At 69.2% G+C, this 17,381-nt stretch carries 16 protein-coding genes; 5 read left to right on the forward strand and 11 right to left on the reverse strand.

The annotated features are described in order from the left end of the window. Positions 1 to 158 precede the first annotated feature (158 nt). Positions 159 to 470 (reverse strand): hypothetical protein, encoded by a 312-nt coding sequence (locus tag ACFOES_RS07650; protein WP_377832611.1) that lies wholly within the window; start codon positions 468 to 470, stop codon positions 159 to 161. Positions 471 to 705: 235 nt separating this feature from the next. Here ACFOES_RS07650 and ACFOES_RS07655 point away from each other — a divergent pair, with 235 nt between their 5' ends. The 3 genes from ACFOES_RS07655 (at position 706) to ACFOES_RS07665 (ending at position 4,019) form a co-directional block, all read left to right on the forward strand. After that, a complete protein-coding gene (locus tag ACFOES_RS07655) occupies positions 706 to 1,011 on the forward strand; it encodes a hypothetical protein (RefSeq protein ID WP_377832612.1) in 306 nt (101 codons plus the stop codon). A gap of 89 nt (positions 1,012 to 1,100) precedes the next feature. Then, a complete protein-coding gene (locus tag ACFOES_RS07660; RefSeq protein ID WP_377832613.1) occupies positions 1,101 to 1,562 on the forward strand; it encodes a c-type cytochrome in 462 nt (153 codons plus the stop codon). Positions 1,563 to 1,763: 201 nt separating this feature from the next. Beyond that, the gene (locus ACFOES_RS07665) at positions 1,764 to 4,019 is read left to right on the forward strand and encodes a heavy metal translocating P-type ATPase (RefSeq protein WP_377832614.1); all 2,256 of its coding nucleotides are present in this window, start codon (positions 1,764 to 1,766) and stop codon (positions 4,017 to 4,019) included. A gap of 162 nt (positions 4,020 to 4,181) precedes the next feature. Here the strand turns inward: ACFOES_RS07665 and ACFOES_RS07670 are convergent, their stop codons facing one another. Genes ACFOES_RS07670 through ACFOES_RS07680 form a run of 3 tightly spaced genes read right to left on the reverse strand, consistent with a single transcriptional unit; the run spans position 4,182 to position 6,321 of the window. Next, entirely contained in the window at positions 4,182 to 5,312 is a 1,131-nt protein-coding gene (locus ACFOES_RS07670) for an ATP-binding protein (protein WP_377832615.1), read from the reverse strand. A 14-nt stretch (positions 5,313 to 5,326) separates the two neighbouring features. Then, positions 5,327 to 5,602: a hypothetical protein gene (locus ACFOES_RS07675; RefSeq protein WP_377832616.1), complete on the reverse strand. Its 276-nt coding sequence runs from the start codon at positions 5,600 to 5,602 to the stop codon at positions 5,327 to 5,329. Next, complete coding sequence (locus ACFOES_RS07680) at positions 5,599 to 6,321, reverse strand: response regulator (RefSeq protein ID WP_377832617.1); 723 nt, start codon at positions 6,319 to 6,321, stop codon at positions 5,599 to 5,601. Before ACFOES_RS07680 ends, ACFOES_RS07675 begins: the two co-directional genes overlap by 4 nt. A gap of 176 nt (positions 6,322 to 6,497) precedes the next feature. Between ACFOES_RS07680 and ACFOES_RS07685 the strand changes: the two genes are divergently transcribed. Continuing rightward, complete coding sequence (locus ACFOES_RS07685) at positions 6,498 to 7,250, forward strand: EF-hand domain-containing protein (RefSeq protein ID WP_377832618.1); 753 nt, start codon at positions 6,498 to 6,500, stop codon at positions 7,248 to 7,250. A 504-nt stretch (positions 7,251 to 7,754) separates the two neighbouring features. Here ACFOES_RS07685 and ACFOES_RS07690 read toward each other — a convergent pair. The 7 genes from ACFOES_RS07690 to ACFOES_RS07720 all read right to left on the reverse strand — a co-directional run bounded on the left by ACFOES_RS07690 (position 7,755) and on the right by ACFOES_RS07720 (position 15,022). Next, positions 7,755 to 10,403 carry an ABC transporter permease gene (locus ACFOES_RS07690; protein ID WP_377832619.1) on the reverse strand — a complete coding sequence of 883 codons (2,649 nt, stop codon included), beginning with the start codon at positions 10,401 to 10,403 and terminating at the stop codon, positions 7,755 to 7,757. After that, entirely contained in the window at positions 10,400 to 11,080 is a 681-nt protein-coding gene (locus ACFOES_RS07695) for an ABC transporter ATP-binding protein (RefSeq protein ID WP_377832620.1), read from the reverse strand. Before ACFOES_RS07695 ends, ACFOES_RS07690 begins: the two co-directional genes overlap by 4 nt. Continuing rightward, positions 11,073 to 11,735 carry an ABC transporter ATP-binding protein gene (locus tag ACFOES_RS07700; RefSeq protein WP_377832621.1) on the reverse strand — a complete coding sequence of 221 codons (663 nt, stop codon included), beginning with the start codon at positions 11,733 to 11,735 and terminating at the stop codon, positions 11,073 to 11,075. The genes ACFOES_RS07695 and ACFOES_RS07700 overlap by 8 nt, the downstream gene beginning before the upstream one ends. 1 nt (position 11,736) lies before the next feature. Then, the gene (locus ACFOES_RS07705; protein ID WP_377832622.1) at positions 11,737 to 12,330 is read right to left on the reverse strand and encodes a hypothetical protein; all 594 of its coding nucleotides are present in this window, start codon (positions 12,328 to 12,330) and stop codon (positions 11,737 to 11,739) included. Positions 12,331 to 12,455: 125 nt separating this feature from the next. After that, on the reverse strand, positions 12,456 to 13,865 hold the full coding sequence (locus ACFOES_RS07710; protein WP_377832623.1) for a sensor histidine kinase: 1,410 nt from the start codon (positions 13,863 to 13,865) through the stop codon (positions 12,456 to 12,458). Continuing rightward, positions 13,862 to 14,536, reverse strand: a complete 675-nt coding sequence (locus ACFOES_RS07715; RefSeq protein ID WP_377832624.1) for a winged helix-turn-helix domain-containing protein — start codon at positions 14,534 to 14,536, stop codon at positions 13,862 to 13,864. Before ACFOES_RS07715 ends, ACFOES_RS07710 begins: the two co-directional genes overlap by 4 nt. A 96-nt stretch (positions 14,537 to 14,632) precedes the next feature. After that, entirely contained in the window at positions 14,633 to 15,022 is a 390-nt protein-coding gene (locus tag ACFOES_RS07720; RefSeq protein WP_377832625.1) for a PepSY domain-containing protein, read from the reverse strand. Between the two features lie 211 nt (positions 15,023 to 15,233). On the opposite strand from ACFOES_RS07720, the gene ACFOES_RS07725 reads away from it, so the two are divergent. After that, positions 15,234 to 17,324: a bifunctional DedA family/phosphatase PAP2 family protein gene (locus ACFOES_RS07725; protein ID WP_377832626.1), complete on the forward strand. Its 2,091-nt coding sequence runs from the start codon at positions 15,234 to 15,236 to the stop codon at positions 17,322 to 17,324. Positions 17,325 to 17,381: the final 57 nt, after the last annotated feature.

Here is a 17,381-nt window from a genome sequence, read left to right on the forward strand (position 1 = left end):
CGATCAAAATGCGCATTCGGCATGAGAGCTTACGGGCGCCCGACCATTCCGCGCCGGAACACCTCCCCTCGGCATCGGCGCGGTTGTGGCAATTCGGCGCGTTCAGGAGCCCCGGGCGTCAGCTCCCGTCGCCGCCTCGCAACATTCCTCGCCGCGGATCAGATCATCCGCGAACGCCCAAATGACTGACCGTCTGGCACCACCACTCCAGCAGTTCGAGCCCTGAACATCCGCTCGCGCAGGCCACCGCCTCCGGCACTGGCCAGCCGGGGCACAAGGGCCATGGCCGTGGCACGGCAACTGCGCTTCGGCAACGGTTGTGACCGCCGGCGAGGAAAGATGGGCGCGCAGGTCATGGCGGGTATCGACGGGGCCTGCGCCGGGGACATGGTCGCCTGCAGGGCAATCAGCAGCAGGCCGCCGAACAGCATCGGCCCCAGCCATCGCAGCCATGTCATCCGCAGCGCCATGCGCTCTCCTTCGCTCCCGGCCCCTGACGATAGCAGCCCCGCCCCGCCGCGTCAGCCGCTCTCGCACATCGCCCGGCGGGAGAGATTGCCGCAGGACGGCCCTTGACCTACGTCAAGGCCCGCCCGGTCGCGATCTGGCATCAGGGACGGCAAGGGGACAGCGATGCGGCCACGACGCTCCATCTTCGCAGCGATCCGATCCCGCCCGCTCAGCGGGGCGGTGCGGACGATCTGTTTGCTGCTCACCCTGTTCACGCTCGCCGTCCACGCCCCGGCCGCGCTCGACACCGCCGATGGCAGTCCGGCCTTCGCGCTTTCGGGCCAAACCCGGGGCCCGGCCCACTCTGACGCCGGCACGTTGCTCGGCTGCCACCACGGCCAGCACCACGCTCATTCGCTCTGCGCTCCGCCGGTGATCCCGGTCGCGCGTCTCGCCTGGCTCAGCCGCCCGACACCCGCGACGATCCCGCCACAGCGGTCCATCCTGCTGCCCGGCCGCACCGAGCGGCTGCGCCACCCGCCCCCCAGGACCTTCACCTGACCCATTCCACCGGCCCGGCAGGGCCTTTGGCACCGGTGCCGCCACGACGGCGCGGACACCGGGCACGGATCAGATGAAGGATCATGACCATGAAACGACTTCAACTTCTCTCGGCGGTCTCCATCGCTGCCGCTCTCGCCCTGGCGGCACCGGTCGGCGCCCAGCAGTCGGGCAACATGCAAGGCCAGGGGATGATGGGCCCCGGCCTGTTCATGCCCCGGATGGACCCGGTTGCCGGCCGCCACCTCTTCGCCTCGAAGGGTTGCGTCGTCTGCCACTCGATCAACGGGGTCGGCGGCACCGACGCGCCCAAGCTCGACGCCAGCACGATGAAGATGCCGATGGACCCGTTCGATTTCGCCGCCAAGATGTGGCACGGCGCCCCGGCGATGATCGCGATGCAGAACAGCGAGCTCGGTGCCCAGATCCAGTTCACCGGGCAGGAGCTGGCCGACATCATCGCCTTCGTCCATTCCCCGGCCGAGCAGAAGAAGTTCTCGGAGGCCGATATCCCCGAGAACATCAAGAAGCACATGGAAGAGGATAACTGAGGGCGGGCGCTGCCGGCGGGCTGCGTGAGCGGCCCGCCGCACCACCTCTCAGGTCCCCTCTTGACCTTCCCGCCACTGGAAACACCATCTTCGGCGTCCAGGCGCTCCAGGCAACAGGAGGTCGTAGTGACGGACCACAGCCATCACCATCTTGGCCCCGCGGCCCCCGGAACGAGACCGGCGACGGACCCGGTTTGCGGCATGCAGGTCGCCGTCGGACCCGAGACGCGAACCGAGCACTTCGGCGGCGAGACCTTCCATTTCTGCTCGGACGACTGCCAGCAGAAATTCCGGGCCGATCCGTGGTTCTACGCCTCGGGCAATGCCGCCAAACAGGGGGCCTCCGTCCCGCCGGGCACGCAATACACCTGCCCGATGCACCCGGAAATCGTGCGTGACGCCCCCGGCGCCTGCCCGATCTGCGGCATGGCGCTGGAGCCGATGCTGCCCTCGCAGGAGCCGAGCACCGAACTGACCGATTTCACCCGCCGGCTGTGGTTCAGTGTTGCTGCCGCCGTGCCACTGGTGATCCTGACCATGGGCGGCATGGTCGGGCTGCCGCTGCGCGACTGGCTCGGCCACCAGGCAGCAAGCTATGTCGAATGCGTCCTCGCCACGCCCATCGTGCTCTGGGCGGCGCTGCCGTTCTTCGCGCGCGGCTGGCAGTCGATCCTCAACCGTTCGCCCAACATGTGGACGCTGATCTCGCTTGGCGTCGGCGCGGCCTATCTCTATTCGATCGTCGCCACCTTCCTGCCCGGCCTCTTCCCGGCGCAATATCATTCCGCCGAAGGTGTCGGCACCTATTTCGAGGCCTCGGTGGTGATCGTCGCACTGATCTTCGTCGGCCAGGTGCTGGAACTGCGGGCGCGAGAGCGCACCGGTGACGCGATCCGCGCCCTGCTCGACCTCTCCCCCAAGACGGCGCGGCGGGTGCTGCCCGACGGCAGCGAATACGACGCGCCGCTCGAGAACGTCATGGCCGGCGACCGGCTGCGGGTGCGGCCGGGCGACAGTGTCCCGGTCGATGCCGAGGTGGTCGAGGGCCATTCCTCGGTCGACGAGAGCATGATCACCGGCGAGGCGATGCCGGTCGAGAAGGGACCCGGCGATGCGGTGACCGGCGGCACGATCAACGGCACCGGCGCGCTGATCGTCGAGGCGAGCAAGGTCGGCGCCGAGACGGTGCTGTCGCAGATCGTGGCGATGGTCTCGAATGCCCGGCGCTCGCGCGCGCCGATCCAGGGGTTGGCCGACCGGGTCTCGGCCGTCTTCGTCCCCACCGTGGTCGGCGCCGCCGTCCTGGCCTTCGTGGTCTGGCTGGCCTTCGGCCCCGATCCGGCGCTGGCCTTCGCCATCGCCGCCGCCGTCTCGGTGCTGATCATCGCCTGCCCCTGTGCACTTGGCCTGGCGACACCGATCTCGATCACCACGGCGGCCGGGCGCGGGGCGCAGGCCGGGGTGCTGATCAAGGACGCCGAGGCGCTGGAGCGGATGGCGCGGGTCGACACGGTGATCGTCGACAAGACCGGGACATTGACCGAAGGCGCGCCGAAGCTCACCGACGTCATCGCGCTGGAAGCGGTAGAGGAAGAGGTGCTGCGGCTCGCCGCCGGGATCGAGCGCGGCTCGGAGCATCCTTTGGCCGAGGCAATCGTGGCGGGCGCCCAGGCGCGCGGGCTGGTGCTGCCCGGCGTCGAGACTTTCGAGGCCGTCACCGGCAAGGGCGTGCGCGGCCGCATCGAGGGACGCGACATCGCGTTGGGGAATCCGGCGCTGATGCGCGACCTCGGCCTCGATCCGGCCTCGGCCGACGAGACGGCGGACGCGCTGCGGACACAGGGCAAGACGGTGATGTATCTCGCCGCGGACGAGGCGCTCGCCGGCCTGATCGCCGTCGCCGACCCGATCAAGGCGACGACGGCGGGGGCGATCCGCGGCCTGCATGCCGCCGGGCTGAAAATCATCATGGCCACCGGCGACAACGAGCGCACGGCGCGGGCGGTGGCCGAGAAGCTGGGCGTGGACGAGGTGCGCGCCGGCGTCCTGCCCGCCGACAAGGCGGCGCTGGTGGACGAGTTGCACCAGCGCGGCGCCTATGTCGCGATGGCGGGCGACGGGGTCAACGACGCCCCGGCGCTGGCCACGGCGGATGTCGGCATCGCCATGGGCACCGGCGCCGACGTCGCGATGGAAAGTGCCGGCATCACCCTTCTGGGCGGCGACCTCGCGGGCCTCGTCCGCGCCCGCAAGCTGGCGCGTGCGACCCTGCGCAACATCAAGCAGAACCTGTTCTTCGCCTTCGTCTACAACAGCCTCGGCGTGCCGCTGGCGGCGGGCATCCTCTACCCGGTCTTCGGCCTGCTGCTGTCGCCGATGATCGCGGCGGCGGCGATGAGCCTGTCCTCGGTCTCGGTTATCAGCAACGCCCTGCGGCTGCGGCGGCTGAAGCTGTAAGCGGAGGCGGGATGGCAGCAGGGAAATGGCTAAGGCGTCGCAACTGGTCGCTGCCGTCCGGAGATCCGGCGCTGACGGGATGTGCGCCGCTCATCTCTCCGGGCGCCTACTGTCCCCCGCGGCAGCCGAACCGGCTTTGTCATCGGCAAATCGTGAGTGCGACTACGGGCTGACCTTCTCTTGCGCCTGCTGCATTTGGCCGGAGACGACCGGCAGCCGGATTTCGGCCCGCAGGCCGCCTTCGGGACGATTGCTCAGCGTGACCTCACCGCCATGGGCATGGACGATGGTGCGGGCGATCGACAGGCCGAGCCCGGTGCCGCCGGTCTCGCGCGACCGCGAACCCTCGAGCCGGACGAAGGGATCGAAGACGCGGTCGAGGCTGTCTTCGGGGATGCCCGGGCCGTCATCGTCGACGACGATCCGCACCTCGGTCTTGTCGACCGCAGTCGCGATCCGCGCGCGGCGCCCGTAGCGCAGGGCATTCTCGATCAGGTTCCGCAGCGCGCGCCGCATCGCGTAGGGCCGCAGCCGCAGGCTGGCCTCCGCGCCCGCGAGCGTCACCTCGCCGCCCGCCTCGCGGAACTCGGCGACGATGTCGCCGAGGAAACGCGACAGGGCGACGGTCTCGACCGGTTCCGTCGTCGCCATGCCCCGGGCGAAGGCCAGTGTCGCCTCCACCATCTCCTGCATCTCGGCGATGCTCGCGATGATCCGCTCGCGGGTCTCGTCGTCGTCGACCATCTCGGCCCGGACCCTGAGCGCGGTCAGCGGCGAGCGCAGATCGTGCCCGAGCGCCCCGAGCAGTCGGGTGCGTTCGCTGACGAATCGCTGCAGCCGGTCCTGCATCTCGGCGAAGGCGGCGGCGAGCTGCTGCAACTCCTCGGGCCCGTCGATGTCGATCCGGCCGGCCTCCTCGCCGCGACCGATGCGATCCGCGGTTGCCGCCAATCGCTTCAGCGGTCTCACGAGCCGCCCGAGCGCCAGCCAGAGCACGATCGCCAGCAGCGCGGCGGTGACGCCGAAGGTGGCGATCTCGGAGGAGACCCACTGGTAGGGCGGATCGTGGAAGCGCGAGGCCATATTGAGCCAACGCCCATCCTTCAGCTCGATCGAGAGCGACAACTCGACCGCGCTCATCCGGCTGGCATTCATCGCCGCGTGCATCCGCATCATCTCGGGCGAGGCGCCGGGCATCGTCGGCATCGGACCGGAGCTTTGATGCAGCTCGACCCGGATGGCGCGGTTGTTGTCCGCGCCGAGCAGCGTCCGGATCCGGCTGGCGATATGCATCGGACCGGCATGGTTCAGGTGGTCGACCGTCGGAGTGCCCGCAATCGAGAACTGGACCAGCGGCGAATTGGCGGCACGCAGGATCTCGGGAACCAGCGCGGGGGGGCGTCCTCCAACAGCCGCACGAGGTTGCCGGCCCGGTCGGCCGCCTCGAGCGACAGGGCCGAACGCACCGCCAGCGCGCGTTGATCGATGAACAGCCAAAGCGTGATCGCCTGGGCAACCGCCAGCGCCGCGACGATCAGCAGGATCAAGCGGCCGCGCAGGGTGCGGGGAACCAGCCGTCTCATGGTTCGCGGACCACATCGGTGGCCAGGCTGTAGCCGCCGCCGCGCACGATGACGATGATTTCCGGGGCCGAAGGGTCACGCTCGATCTTGCGCCGCAGCCGACTGATCTGGTTGTCGATGGTGCGGTCGAAGACATGGGCGCTGCGCCCCGAGGTCAGGTCGAGCAACTGATCGCGACTGAGCACGAAGCGCGGCCGCGCCAGCAGCACCGTCAGCAGGCGGAAATCGGCGGTGGTCAGCACCTCCTCGCGCCCGTCCTCGGCCACCAGCCGCCGCGTGTCGGTGTCCAGCGTCCAGCCGGCGAAGCGCAGGACATGCCCGCCGGGGCCGCCGACCTGCTGCGGCGGACGGTCGGTCCGGCGCAGGATCGCCTTGATCCGGGCCAGCAATTCGCGCGGGTTGAAGGGCTTGGGCAGGTAGTCGTCGGCCCCCACTTCCAGCCCGACGATACGGTCGGTCTCTTCCCCCAGCGCGGTCAGCATCAGGATCGGCGTCGTGCCCTCGGTGCTCAGCCGGCGGCAGACCGAAAGCCCGTCCTCGCCCGGCATCATCACGTCGAGCACGATCAGATCGTAGCGCCCGGTGCGCAGCATCTCGTCCATCTCGGCGGCATCGCGGGCGCTGGAGGCGCGGAAGCCGTTGCGCTCGAGATACCGGCTCACCGCGTCGCGGATCTCGCGGTGGTCGTCGACGATGAGGATGTGGGGCACCGTGTCCATGCCTTCGTCTTAGCCCATTCGGCCCCGCCCCGGGCGAAAACTCTGTCGCCATCGGTAACATCCCGCGCGATCGTTACAAAACGATACAAGAAAGCCGTCTCGCGGGATCGTTCTGCGACACGGCAAGCGCAGATTGACGTCATCGAAACGAAACCGACGGACCAAGAGGTGATGTCATGAAACGCAATACGGTGTTGGCCACGGGCCTGGTTGTGGCGCTGGCGGCTGCGGTAAGCGTGCCGGTGTTGGCGCATGGCACCGGCGGCAGCTGGGGTATGGGCCAAGGCATGGGCTGGGGCATGAGCCAGGGCTACGGCCCCGGCGCCATGATGGACAATGACGGCGATGACGGCCCCCGCGGCGGTGGTTACGGTCCGATGGGGCGCGGCTACGGTCGTGGCATGCCTGGCCCCGGCATGATGGGTGGCTACGGCGGCATGATGGGCGGCCGCGGCGGTCCCGGGATGTCGGGCGGCTACGCCGGCATGGGCGGCGGCATGGGCGGCGGCATGATGGCCATGATGTCGATGCATGGCGGCGCGGGCATGATGGGTGGCGGCATGATGGCCGGCGGTCCGGGCATGATGGGCACCTTGATGACCCAGTTCGACGCCAATGGCGACGGCACCGTCTCCCCTGACGAGCTGCGCAGCGGCCTGCAGGGCGAGCTCAAGACCTACGACGCCAATGGCGACGGCACCCTGTCGCTCGACGAGTTCGCCACTTTCTACGCCGCGGTGACCCGCCCGGCGACCGTGCGCCACTTCCAGGCGCTCGACGTCAATGGCGACGGCCAGGTGACGGCGGACGAGATGTCGGCCCCGGCCGATCGGCTGGAATGGATGCAGAAGGCCTGGCAGTCGCGCCAGGGCGGCGCGGCCATGCCCGAGGGCGGACCCGGCTCGATGATGAAGGACGGCGACAACTGATCGCCCCGATCGAGTGCAGCCGTGGCGGCGCCGCTCCGGCGCCGCCCGCAACCGGAGGATGGAACCATGATGGGATTTGGATTCGGCGGACTGGGGATGGCGTTCTTCACCCTCCTCATCGTGCTGCTGGTCGTCGCCCTGATCCGGGGCATCGGCAGGTGAACCGCCTACCGAAACCTCGAGCCATTCCTCGCCGCGGATCAGGCCAAGCTGAAGCTCGGAAGCGACTGAGGGGCATCTGCTGGCCGTCGCTTGTGACGCACTCCGCTCTCTTGGTCGCTACCGGGGGCGGAAATCGGCCCTTCGCTCCGCTCCGCCCCGACGTCAGGTGTGAGAGCTCAGCCCCCACGTCATCTTGCGCTTCATCACGCCCCCGCTCCCGGGCTTTGCGCCACCTTTGCGATTTGGGGCCGAGGTGCAACTGGTCTGCCATATCTGTTCCGTTGTGGCGGCCCCGGCGTCGGCTGGAAGCGACGAATGGATCGGACCCTGTCGCTTCCCACCTTAGAGCTCTCGCAGCAATTCTACCGTGCCCTGCCTCGATCGCCGCCTGGCGAACCGCACTGCGCCCGCCACCGAGAGGACGACCATGAACACCACCGCACCAAGGTAGCCGAAGGGAATGGCCAGCGTCTCGGGCGGCGGGTCGAAGACCCCGGTGAGCAGCTTGACCAGCATCCAGGCCGCCAGCACCCCGTAACCCATGCCGAAGGCGATCCCCCCCGCCGCGATCAGCAGGCCCTCGGACCTCAGGAAGCCGGCCAGCTGGCCCGGTTTGGCCCCGACCGCCGTCAGGATCGCGAAGGCGCGCTTGCGGTCCTCGAAGCCCAGCGCCAGCATCAGGCCCGCCGAGGCCGCCGCGATGAGGATGGCGAAAGTCAGCTCGATCCGGGTCAGGCCCGAGAGATCGACCGACGTCAGGCTCGACCCGATGATATGGGTCACGCTGCCGATGTCCTTGACCTGCATCCCCGGCGCGCCCTGCAAGGCCGCGCGGACCCTGCCCGCCACCCTGGCCGGCTGGCCCGAGGTCTTCATCAGCACGTATTCCGCGGGAGCGATGGCCGTGGCCTTGGCGATATAGGCAGCATTCGCGACGAGGAAGCTGTCCTTCGGCGCGGTCGGGAACTCTCGCGCCACGCCGATGAAGTGGAAGGGGACGACGTGATACTGGTGGTCGGCCCCGCTCATCAGGCGTAGGTTGATCCGGTCGCCGGGGTTGAGCTGGAAGTCCTTCACCGTCTCTTCCGAGACCAGCACGCCGTCGGGCGTGGCCTTGAGCTTGGCGAGGATCGCCTGTGCACTGGCGCCCCGGAAATAAGCGTTCGAGAGCCGGGCCGCCTTGGTCAGTTCGCCGGGCCGGATGCCGTAGATGTTCTGCAAATCGGCACCGACATAGGCGAAGCGGTGCATCATCGGCACGGCGGCAGTCACGCCCGGAACCTTCGCCAGCGTGGCAAGATGCGGCCCCGCCGGGTTGACCACGGTGCCGAAGACGGTCACGTCGGCGCCGTTGGTCAGTTCCGCATCCACCAGGGCCTGGCCGTTATAGGTGGTGTTGAAGATCGCGGTGGAGGTCGCGAAGGCCAGCGCCAGCGCCGCCATCGCGACCCCGCCGGTCAGCCGCCGCGACTGCCGCGACAGGGCGGTGGCGACGAGGGGCGAGAGACGCCCGGCGGCGGGGCGCAGGAGCCGCGAGACGCCCCGGGGCGCGCCGCCGATCAGCAGGTCTGACAGGCGCAGCAGCAGAAGCGCCGAGCCGATCCAGAACAGCGCGGGGGCGAGGAAGGCCTTATAGTCCACCGCGGTCGCGGGCACGCCCTCGGGGGCGAGCACGATCTGGTAGCCGGTGCTGGCGCTTTGCCAGAAGGCGATAGCGGCCCCGGCAAGGAGGATCAGGTCGAGCCCGAACCGGCGCCAGAGCGGGGCCTCGGCACGCCCGACCGCGCGGCGGGCGGAGGAGACGGTCCGCCCCCCAAGGTCGCGCCAGGCGGGCCAGAGCACCGCGCCGAGGGCGAGGACGAGGCCGGCCGGCGCAGCGATCAGCGCCGCCCCCAGCCAACCTGCGAGGGTCAGCCCGAGCAGCCGGGCCGAGAGCGCCGCGAGGGCGAGGCCGAGCAGCGTGCCGCCCGCGCCGACGGTCAGCGCCTCGGCGCCCGCGAGCGACAGGATCTGCCGGCGGGTGGCGCCACGGGTACGCAACAGGCTCTGATCGGTTCGGCGCCGGTCGCCCCCGCTCGCGGTCACGGCAAAGGTCAACAAGGCGGCGAGCGCCACCCCGGGCAGGCCGAGGAACAGGAAGAGCACGGTGGCATAGAGGCCGTCGCCGCGCACCGCGTCGAGCCGGGCGCCGAGGTTGTTGGCGACAAGCGCCTGCCCGGCGACCCGGGCCTCGAGATTATGTGCGGCTCCCGTCACGGCCGTATAGGCGGCGGTCGGCTGGGCCGGCAGCGCGGGATGGTCGAGCCGAACGTGGAACTGCATCCGCGTGCTGTCGGGCCGGACGGCGCCCTGCGGGTCGAAGACCCGGTGCCACTGGGCGGGGCGCAGGATCACCACGTTGTCGGGCGGCGCCTGTGGCGCGGCCTGCTTCGGCAGGCCGACGCCCTGGAAGAACGCGTCTGCATCCGGCAGGTCGACCACGCCCGCGATCGTCACCTGCACCGGGGCGAGGCCCGGGCGGTTGATGGTGACCGTATCGCCGGGCCGCGCGTGCAGGTTCGCCGCCGTCTGCTGTGCCAGCAGCGGGCCGCCGAGCGTGCCCGACAGCAGCCGCAGCTCGCGCGGGAAGGTCCTCAGGTAGTCCTTGCCGAAAGCGATGACCTTGCCGGGGCCGGTGGTCTGCACCGTGCCACCGGTGCTTGCCTGGAGACCCGTGGTCGTGGCGTAGAACGCCTTTCGCACCGCCGCGACCTTGGCCGCCTTCGCGATGTCGGCGCGGATCTTCGCCGGATCGGCGCCGGGCACGGGTTCGACCTGCCAGTCGATCGGCATCGAGGCGACGGCGCGGGTTGTCATCGTCCGCGTGCTGGCGGTCAGGAAGCCCGCGAGCGCCGCGACCAGCGCCACGGCCAGCGCAACCCCGAGAACGGTGCCGAAAAGCCGCCAGACCCGGTGGCGCGCGAGTTTCGAAATCCAGAGCGAAAGCATCATGCCTCCTCCCTCTCCCGGGCGGAGTTGGCGAGCCGGCCGTGATCCATCGCCCAGAGCCGCGCCATGCGGGCCGCGACCTGTGCGTCGTGAGTGGCGATCACCAGCGCGATCCCCGCGGTCGATGCGAGTTCGAGCACGCCATCGAGGAAATGCTCGGCAGTATGGCTATCGAGCTGCCCGGTCGGTTCGTCGGCAAGGATCAGGCGCGGTGCGGTGGTCAGGGCGCGCAGCATCGCGACCCGCTGGGCCTGCCCGCCCGAAAGCTCTTCGGGCAGCTTGTCCGCGAGCTCCTCCAGCGCGAAGCGCGCAAGCAGTTGGCGCGCCCGGTCCCGGGCGCCCGTGGTGTGGCCCGCAAGGAAGAGCGGCAGGGTGATGTTGCCAAGTACATCGAGCGCGGGAAACAAGCTCGGGCCTTGGAAGACGAACTGCACCTTCACCGGCATCAGCGACTCGCGCGGCCCCAGCGCGGGCCAGTCGATGTGGCCACTGGTGGGCGCGATCAGCCCGCCGAGGATGTGCATCAACGTGGACTTCCCACTGCCAGAGGGACCAATGATCGCGATCCGGTCGCCCGCCGCGATCTCGCAGTCGATACCTTCGAGAACATCGACGGGGGCGGTGCCCGGGGCCGCATAGCGCATCCCGATCCCCTCTGCACGGGCAAGAACGTCAGTCATACTCCACCCTCCCGTCCCTGATCCGGACAATGCGGTCGGCGTGGCGCGCCAGCGCCTCGCTGTGGGTCGTGATCAGGGTCGCCTTGTCCGAGGATCGCCGCGCTTCGAACAGCGCCAGAAGATCTTCCTCGGTTGCCTTGTCGACTTCGGCAGTCGGCTCGTCGGCGACAAGGATCGGCGGATCGAGCGCCAGCGCGACGGCCAGCCCCGCGCGCGCCGTCTCGCCGCCCGACAGATGCGCCGGCAGGGCGTCGCGCCGGTGGCTCAGGCCGACGGCCTCGATCAGGCCGTCCAACCGCGCCTCGTCGGGCCGGCCCGCCAGGCGCATCTGGAAGCGGATGTTGTCGGCCACGGTGAAATGAGGAAACAGGTTGCCCGATTGCAGGAGAATGCCGAAGGCCCGGGCGCGCAGCCGGGCGCGCGTGGCCTCGGGGCGGCGGGTCATCCTTGTGCCGTCCGCGGAGACATATCCCGCGTCGGGCTCGTCGAGCCCGGTGAGGCAGTTCAGAAGCGTCGACTTGCCGCTGCCCGAGGGGCCGGTGACGGCGACGATCTCGCCCGGCGCGAGCGCAAGGCTGACGCCCCTGAGCGCCGCGACCTCGTCGTCGCCCAGGTGGTAGAAGCGGTAAAGCTCGTGTGCGCAAAGGCGGTCCATCTCACGGCCACCGGAAGGAGCGCGACATCAGCCGCCACTGGTCCGCGTTGTCGGCGCCATAGGGGGCCGAAAGGTTCAGCGCCGCCAGCTTGCCGCCGTGTGCGAAGAGGTAGAGGTTGTGCTCCAGCCGGACCTGCTTGCCGGTCACCGGGTTGGGCTCGGAATTGTCGGCATAGGAGATGCGGAAGGCCTTGCCGCCTGGTAGTTGCACGGCATCGAGTTTGTCGATCCGCACAGCGCGGCCCTGCTGTTCGAGCACGGGAAGATAGCGCGTCCGCAACCAGTTCAGGCTGACCGCCGCCGGAGCGTCCTGGACGGTGACGCTCACGGCATCGAGCTTGTCGACGAAACGCACGTCGGCGCCTTTCTCGCTGCGCGCCCAGCCCTCGGGCACCTTGAGCGCATAGCCCGCGGCGGAGCGGTAGGTGATGAAGACCTGGGTGTCGGGAATGTCGCCCGCCGGGTTCTTCTCCGGCGCCACCGCGGTCTCGGCCTGCGCAGGCAAGGCGGTCAGGGGGGCGATGGGGCCAACGGCAGTCGCGGCGGCGAGGAGAAGCGCGAGGGCGGATTTCGAGGCGGGGCGTTTGGCAGACATGAAGGTCTCCGTTCGGGCTGAGGGGGGTGTTCCGCTCAGCACCTACTTGGGAGACAGACGTCACCACTCCTTTGCCGTTGGTTTACGATGCCGTAAGCACGCCGAGTTCCGGCGCCGGAAGGGTATCAGTCGCGCCGCGAGGCGGGAAACCGCGCTGAGACACAGAGCCCCGGACGACCGCTTGCCGACGCAGGATTGGCGGCGAGGGTCAGTTGCGCCCCGTGCAGATGCATCACGGCGGCAACGAGGCTCAGGCCCAATCCGCTGCCCTCGCCCTCGCGGGCGCGGTCGAGGCGGACAAAGCGCTGCAAGGCGCGCGCTCGATCGGCGGCGGCGATCCCGGGCCCGTCGTCGCAGACCGACAGCACTCCCCCCTCGGCATCGCTCGAAAGTCTGACAGCGATCGCAGCGGGTGCCGGGCAGTAGCGGATCGCGTTCTCGACGAGATTGGTCAGGGCCTGAGCCAGCATGTCCCTGTCGCCCTTCACCATCGCAGCTTCCGGAGCGGCCAGCGTCAAGTGGTGGCCTTCTTCCTCGGCCACCGGTTCGAGCATTTCGACGACATCGGCGGCCAGCGCCGAAAGGTCGAGCGACTGCATCTCGGGCCGGGCGCTGCCGCCTTCGAGCTGGGCGATGCGCAGGACTGCATTGAAGGCCCGCACCAGGGTTTCCGCCTCTTTCACTGCGCTCGCGATCTCCTGATCCGCCCCCTCGGGAAGGTCCTTGCGCTGCAAGAGCGGCTCGAGCCGGTTGCGCAGCCGGGTGAGCGGGGTGCGCAAGTCGTGGGCGACGTCGTTCGAGACCTGCCGCAGCCCCTCGATCGAAAGCTCGAGCTGCTCGAGCGTGCCGTTCAGCGATGTGGCGATCCGCCCGATGTCGTCGCCGCCGGAATCCTCGGCCCGGCGGCTGAGGTCACCGCCGGCCACCGCGTCGAGCACGGTGTTGAGATGGCCGATCCGCTCCTCGCTGCGCCGGGCCAGCAGGGCGGCCACGACGGTAGACAGCAACAGCGCCGTGCCCAGCCCCCAGGCGATGGACTGGACCAGAATCTCGCGGCTATCGCCGATCCAGACCGTGTCGCGGCCCGCGACGATCCACGCGCCCCCGACCCTGAGGCCATAGGCGGCGAAGCTGTGGCCCTGCTCGTCCGGTTCTTCCGACAGGAGCCGCATGTCGCGCCCGGCGCGCAGGATCCGGGGCCCGGTGAAGAGGCCGGGAGCGGTGATGTTGCCAGCCAGCGCCTTCCCGTCGGGACCGACGAAGAGATAGAGGCTGTAGTGGTCGTCGACCGCGTCGGTATAGGCACCGATCTGGGCGGCGAGCGCGCCCGGCCCCTCCTTGCGCAGGGTCGTGGCGAGGCCTTCGGCCAGCTGACGCGCCTGGTCGCCGAGCCGGACCCGCAGCTCCTCGGTCAGCACCGCGAAGGAGACCGCGCCGGCCAGCAGGATCGCCAGGCTGAACACCGCCGTAAGCCGCGCCGCCAGCCCGAGCGCGGAAGACCGGCGGAGCGCGTCGATGGGGGCGCGGAAGGTCATGCCTTCAGCACGTAGCCGCTGCCGCGGAGCGTGTGCAGCAGCGGCTTGTCGAAGGGCTTGTCGATCTTCGCGCGCAGCCGGCTGATATGGGTCTCGACCACGCTGGTCTGGGGGTCGAAGTGGAAATCCCACACCGCCTCGAGCAGCATGGTCCGGGTCTGCACCCGTCCGGCCCGGCGCATCAGGTGCTCGAGCAGGCGGAACTCGCGCGGCTGCAGGTCGATCTCCTGCCCGGCACGGCTTACCCGCCGCGACAACAGATCCATGCTCAGATCGCCGACCTTGAGCGCGGTCTCCGGCGCGTCCGAGAACTGGGGACGTCGGGCCAGCGCCGCGACCCGGGCCGAAAGCTCGGCGAAGGCGAAGGGCTTGACGAGGTAGTCGTCGGCGCCGGCCTGCAATCCCTCGACCCGGTCGCTGACGCCGTCGAGCGCGGTGAGCATCAGCACAGGCGCCCGGAAGCGTGCCGCCCGGAGCGCCTTGACCAGCGACAGCCCGTCGAGGCCGGGCATCATCCGGTCGGCGATCAGGAGATCGTAGCCCTGCACCGTGGCACGCACCAATGCATCCTGGCCGTCGCCGACCACGTCGACGCTGTGACCTTCCGCATTCAACCCGTCCCGGATGTAGGCGGCGGTTTCCGGGTCGTCCTCCGCCAGCAGTATCTTCATCCAATGCTCCCCAATGCCCTTCCTGCCTGCCTCCGATGGCGCGGCCGGTCAAGTCCGGCCCGGCGCTGGAGGTCGCCGGGCCGGACCGCGACGGGATCAGCCGTCCTGCTCTTCCCCGTCGCCGTTCTGGCCGGGATCGGCCTGCTCGCCATGCTCGTGGTCGCCCCCGAGCGTGGTTGCCTGCGTCGTCCCCAACACCTTGCCGCTCTGCGCGTCGATCCTGACGATCGTCACCGCGCCATCGGTGCCGACCACCGAGGCCTCGTAGACCCCGGCGCCGTTCTCATCGTTGAAGCCGATCTGCGCGAGCGTCCCCGGCGCCGCCTTGAGCGCGATTTGCCCCGCCTGGTCGAGCTTGACCGGCGCGGCGAGCGCCATCTGCACTTCAGAGATCGGTGTGTTCCCCTGCGCATTGGCCTGAACCAGGCCGATTGCGGGCAGCGCGACCCCGGCGAGGGCGGCAGCGAGAACGAGTTTGCGTTTCATCCTGTGATCCTTTCAGTTCGAGGCAGGCCTTTTTGCCGATGGATCGCAGATGGAAAGTGGCGCTTACCGTCGCTTCAATATGGCCATACCTTTTCGTAAGGTGGTGATTTTGCCAGGATGCCCCCGTTGATCGTCAGGCCGGTGCGGGGCATCTGGACAGTTCGGCAAGGGTTTCGCCCCGATGCCGCCGCCTGTTACCAAGGTCATGCCCATGCCGCATTCGCTCGATCAACTGCTTCCGTCGCTCCAGTCCCTGGGTCTCTGGTCCTACTGGATCATCGGCCTGGCCTCGATGCTCGAGGCCTTCTTCGCGACCGGGATCATTGCGCCCGGCACGCTGGTGGTGGACGCGGCGGGCGTCCTTGCACAACGCGGCTATGTCGATTTCTTCGATCTCGTCTGGTTCGTCGCGATCGGCTCGATCCTCGGCGGCGAGCTGGGGTTCTGGGTCGGTCGTTGGGGCAGCACGCGCCTGTTCGCCCGCTTTGATCCGGAAAGCTCGCGCACCTTCCGGCGGGCCCGTGACCTTTTCCAGCGCCGCGGCGGGCTCGCGCTGGTCATGGGCCGCTTTCTCGGACCGGTCGCGGGCTTCGTGCCTCTGGCCGCTGCGCTGGCCGGGATGGAGCCGCGGCGCTTCCGGGTCTGGAACGCGGTCGGATCGGTGCCCTACGCCCTCGCCCATCTGTCACTGGGATATTTCTTCGGCGACGTGCTGACCCGCATCGGCCCGATGGCGACACGGCTGATGCTCTTCGCTGCCGGGGCGGCGCTGCTCCTCGGGGTGCTGGCCTATATCGTGATCAGGATCGAGCGCCACCTGCCGACGCTCCTGTCGGTCGGCAGCGCCTATCTCGACGCGCTCGGGCGGCTTGAGACGGTCCGCGCCTGGCGAAAGCGCCATCCAGGGCTCGGCAGTTTCGTTGCCGGACGGCTTGACCGGACCCGGGTCTTCGGACTGCCCGCGACATTGATCGGCCTGGCGTTCCTGTATGTCTTCCTCATCTATGTCGGGACGGTCTTCGACTTCCTGATGGTCCCCTCGGTCGTCCAGATGGATCAGAACGTGGCGGCGCTCATGCACCTGTTCCGGGACCCGTTGCTGATCCACCTCGCGGCCTATGTCACGGCATTCGGCATCTGGCAGGCGGTCAGCATCGTCCTCGTCGCGGCGGTGGGGGCTCTGGTCTTGACCAGGCGCGGGCCGTTGGCGGCGGGACTGGTCGCCTCGATCGTCGGGAATGTCGTCACCGTGGCACTCCTCAAGCTGGCGTTTCACCGCCCGCGCCCGAGCCTGAGCTACTTCGTCGAGACGAGCGGCAGCTTTCCCAGCGGCCACGCGGCGATCTCAGTCGCCTGCTACGGGATGCTGGCCTACATCGCCTGGCGGGTCCGGCTGATCGGCCCGATCACGGCTGCCCTGCTGGGGTTGGTCGTTGCCTTCCTGATCGGGTTGAGCCGGATCTACCTGATCGAGCATTATCTGAGCGACGTGCTGAATGGCTATCTCGTCGGTGCGATGTGGCTCCTGATCGGTGTATCGGTGGCCGAATGGCTTCACGTCCGCTCCGAGCCCCCGGGGGCCGCCACGCCCATCGGCACGCGCCCGCGCAGGCTGGGGGCGGCAGGGATCTGGGCGCTGGCGCTGGCCGGATGCGTTGCGGTCTCGGCAACCTATCACAAGGCGCTGACCCCGCCACTGCCAGCCGAGAAGACCGCGACGGTGACCGATATGGCCAGCTTCTTTCAGGCGACTGGTGCTTCTTCTGTGACACAGAGCATCGACGGCACGTCGCTTGCCCCGGTCAACCTCATCCTGCTCGCGCCGGATCGCGCCGTTCTGACGAAAGCCCTTGCGACCGCGGAGCTCGCCCCCGCCGGCCCCGCGAGCCTGTCGAACATCCTTCACGCGGCGTTCTCCGAGCTTACCGGCGCCTCCGATCCTCTGGCCCCCGCCATGCCGGCCTTCTGGAACGGCACCCCGAATGTGATGATCTATGTGGCGCCGGGGATGCCCGGTGCCGCGGGGATGCGCCACCTCTTGCGTATTTGGCCGACGCGCTGGCAGGGACCGGATGGCCGAAAGATCTTCGTCGCGACCGCGAGTTTCGACGACGCCCAGCCCTGGGATGTCGTCGAAAGGCTGGACCCCAATATCGACGCCGACCGCGATGCACTGGTCACGGCGCTGGTAAAGGCAGGGGTCACGGTTCGGGTGGAGGCGATCCACCTTCCTGTCAAAGCAACCACGCCGAAGGGCCGGTGGCAGAGTGATGGCAAGGCTGCGGTCGTGACCTTGCGCTGAGCGCAGGCCCCCGCTTACCGATCCGTATGACGCCGGAAAACGGCGAGACAATCTCGG

The sequence above is a fragment of the Acidimangrovimonas pyrenivorans genome, from assembly GCF_042643245.1.
In the GTDB taxonomy this organism is placed as follows: Bacteria; Pseudomonadota; Alphaproteobacteria; order Rhodobacterales; family Rhodobacteraceae; genus Acidimangrovimonas; species Acidimangrovimonas pyrenivorans.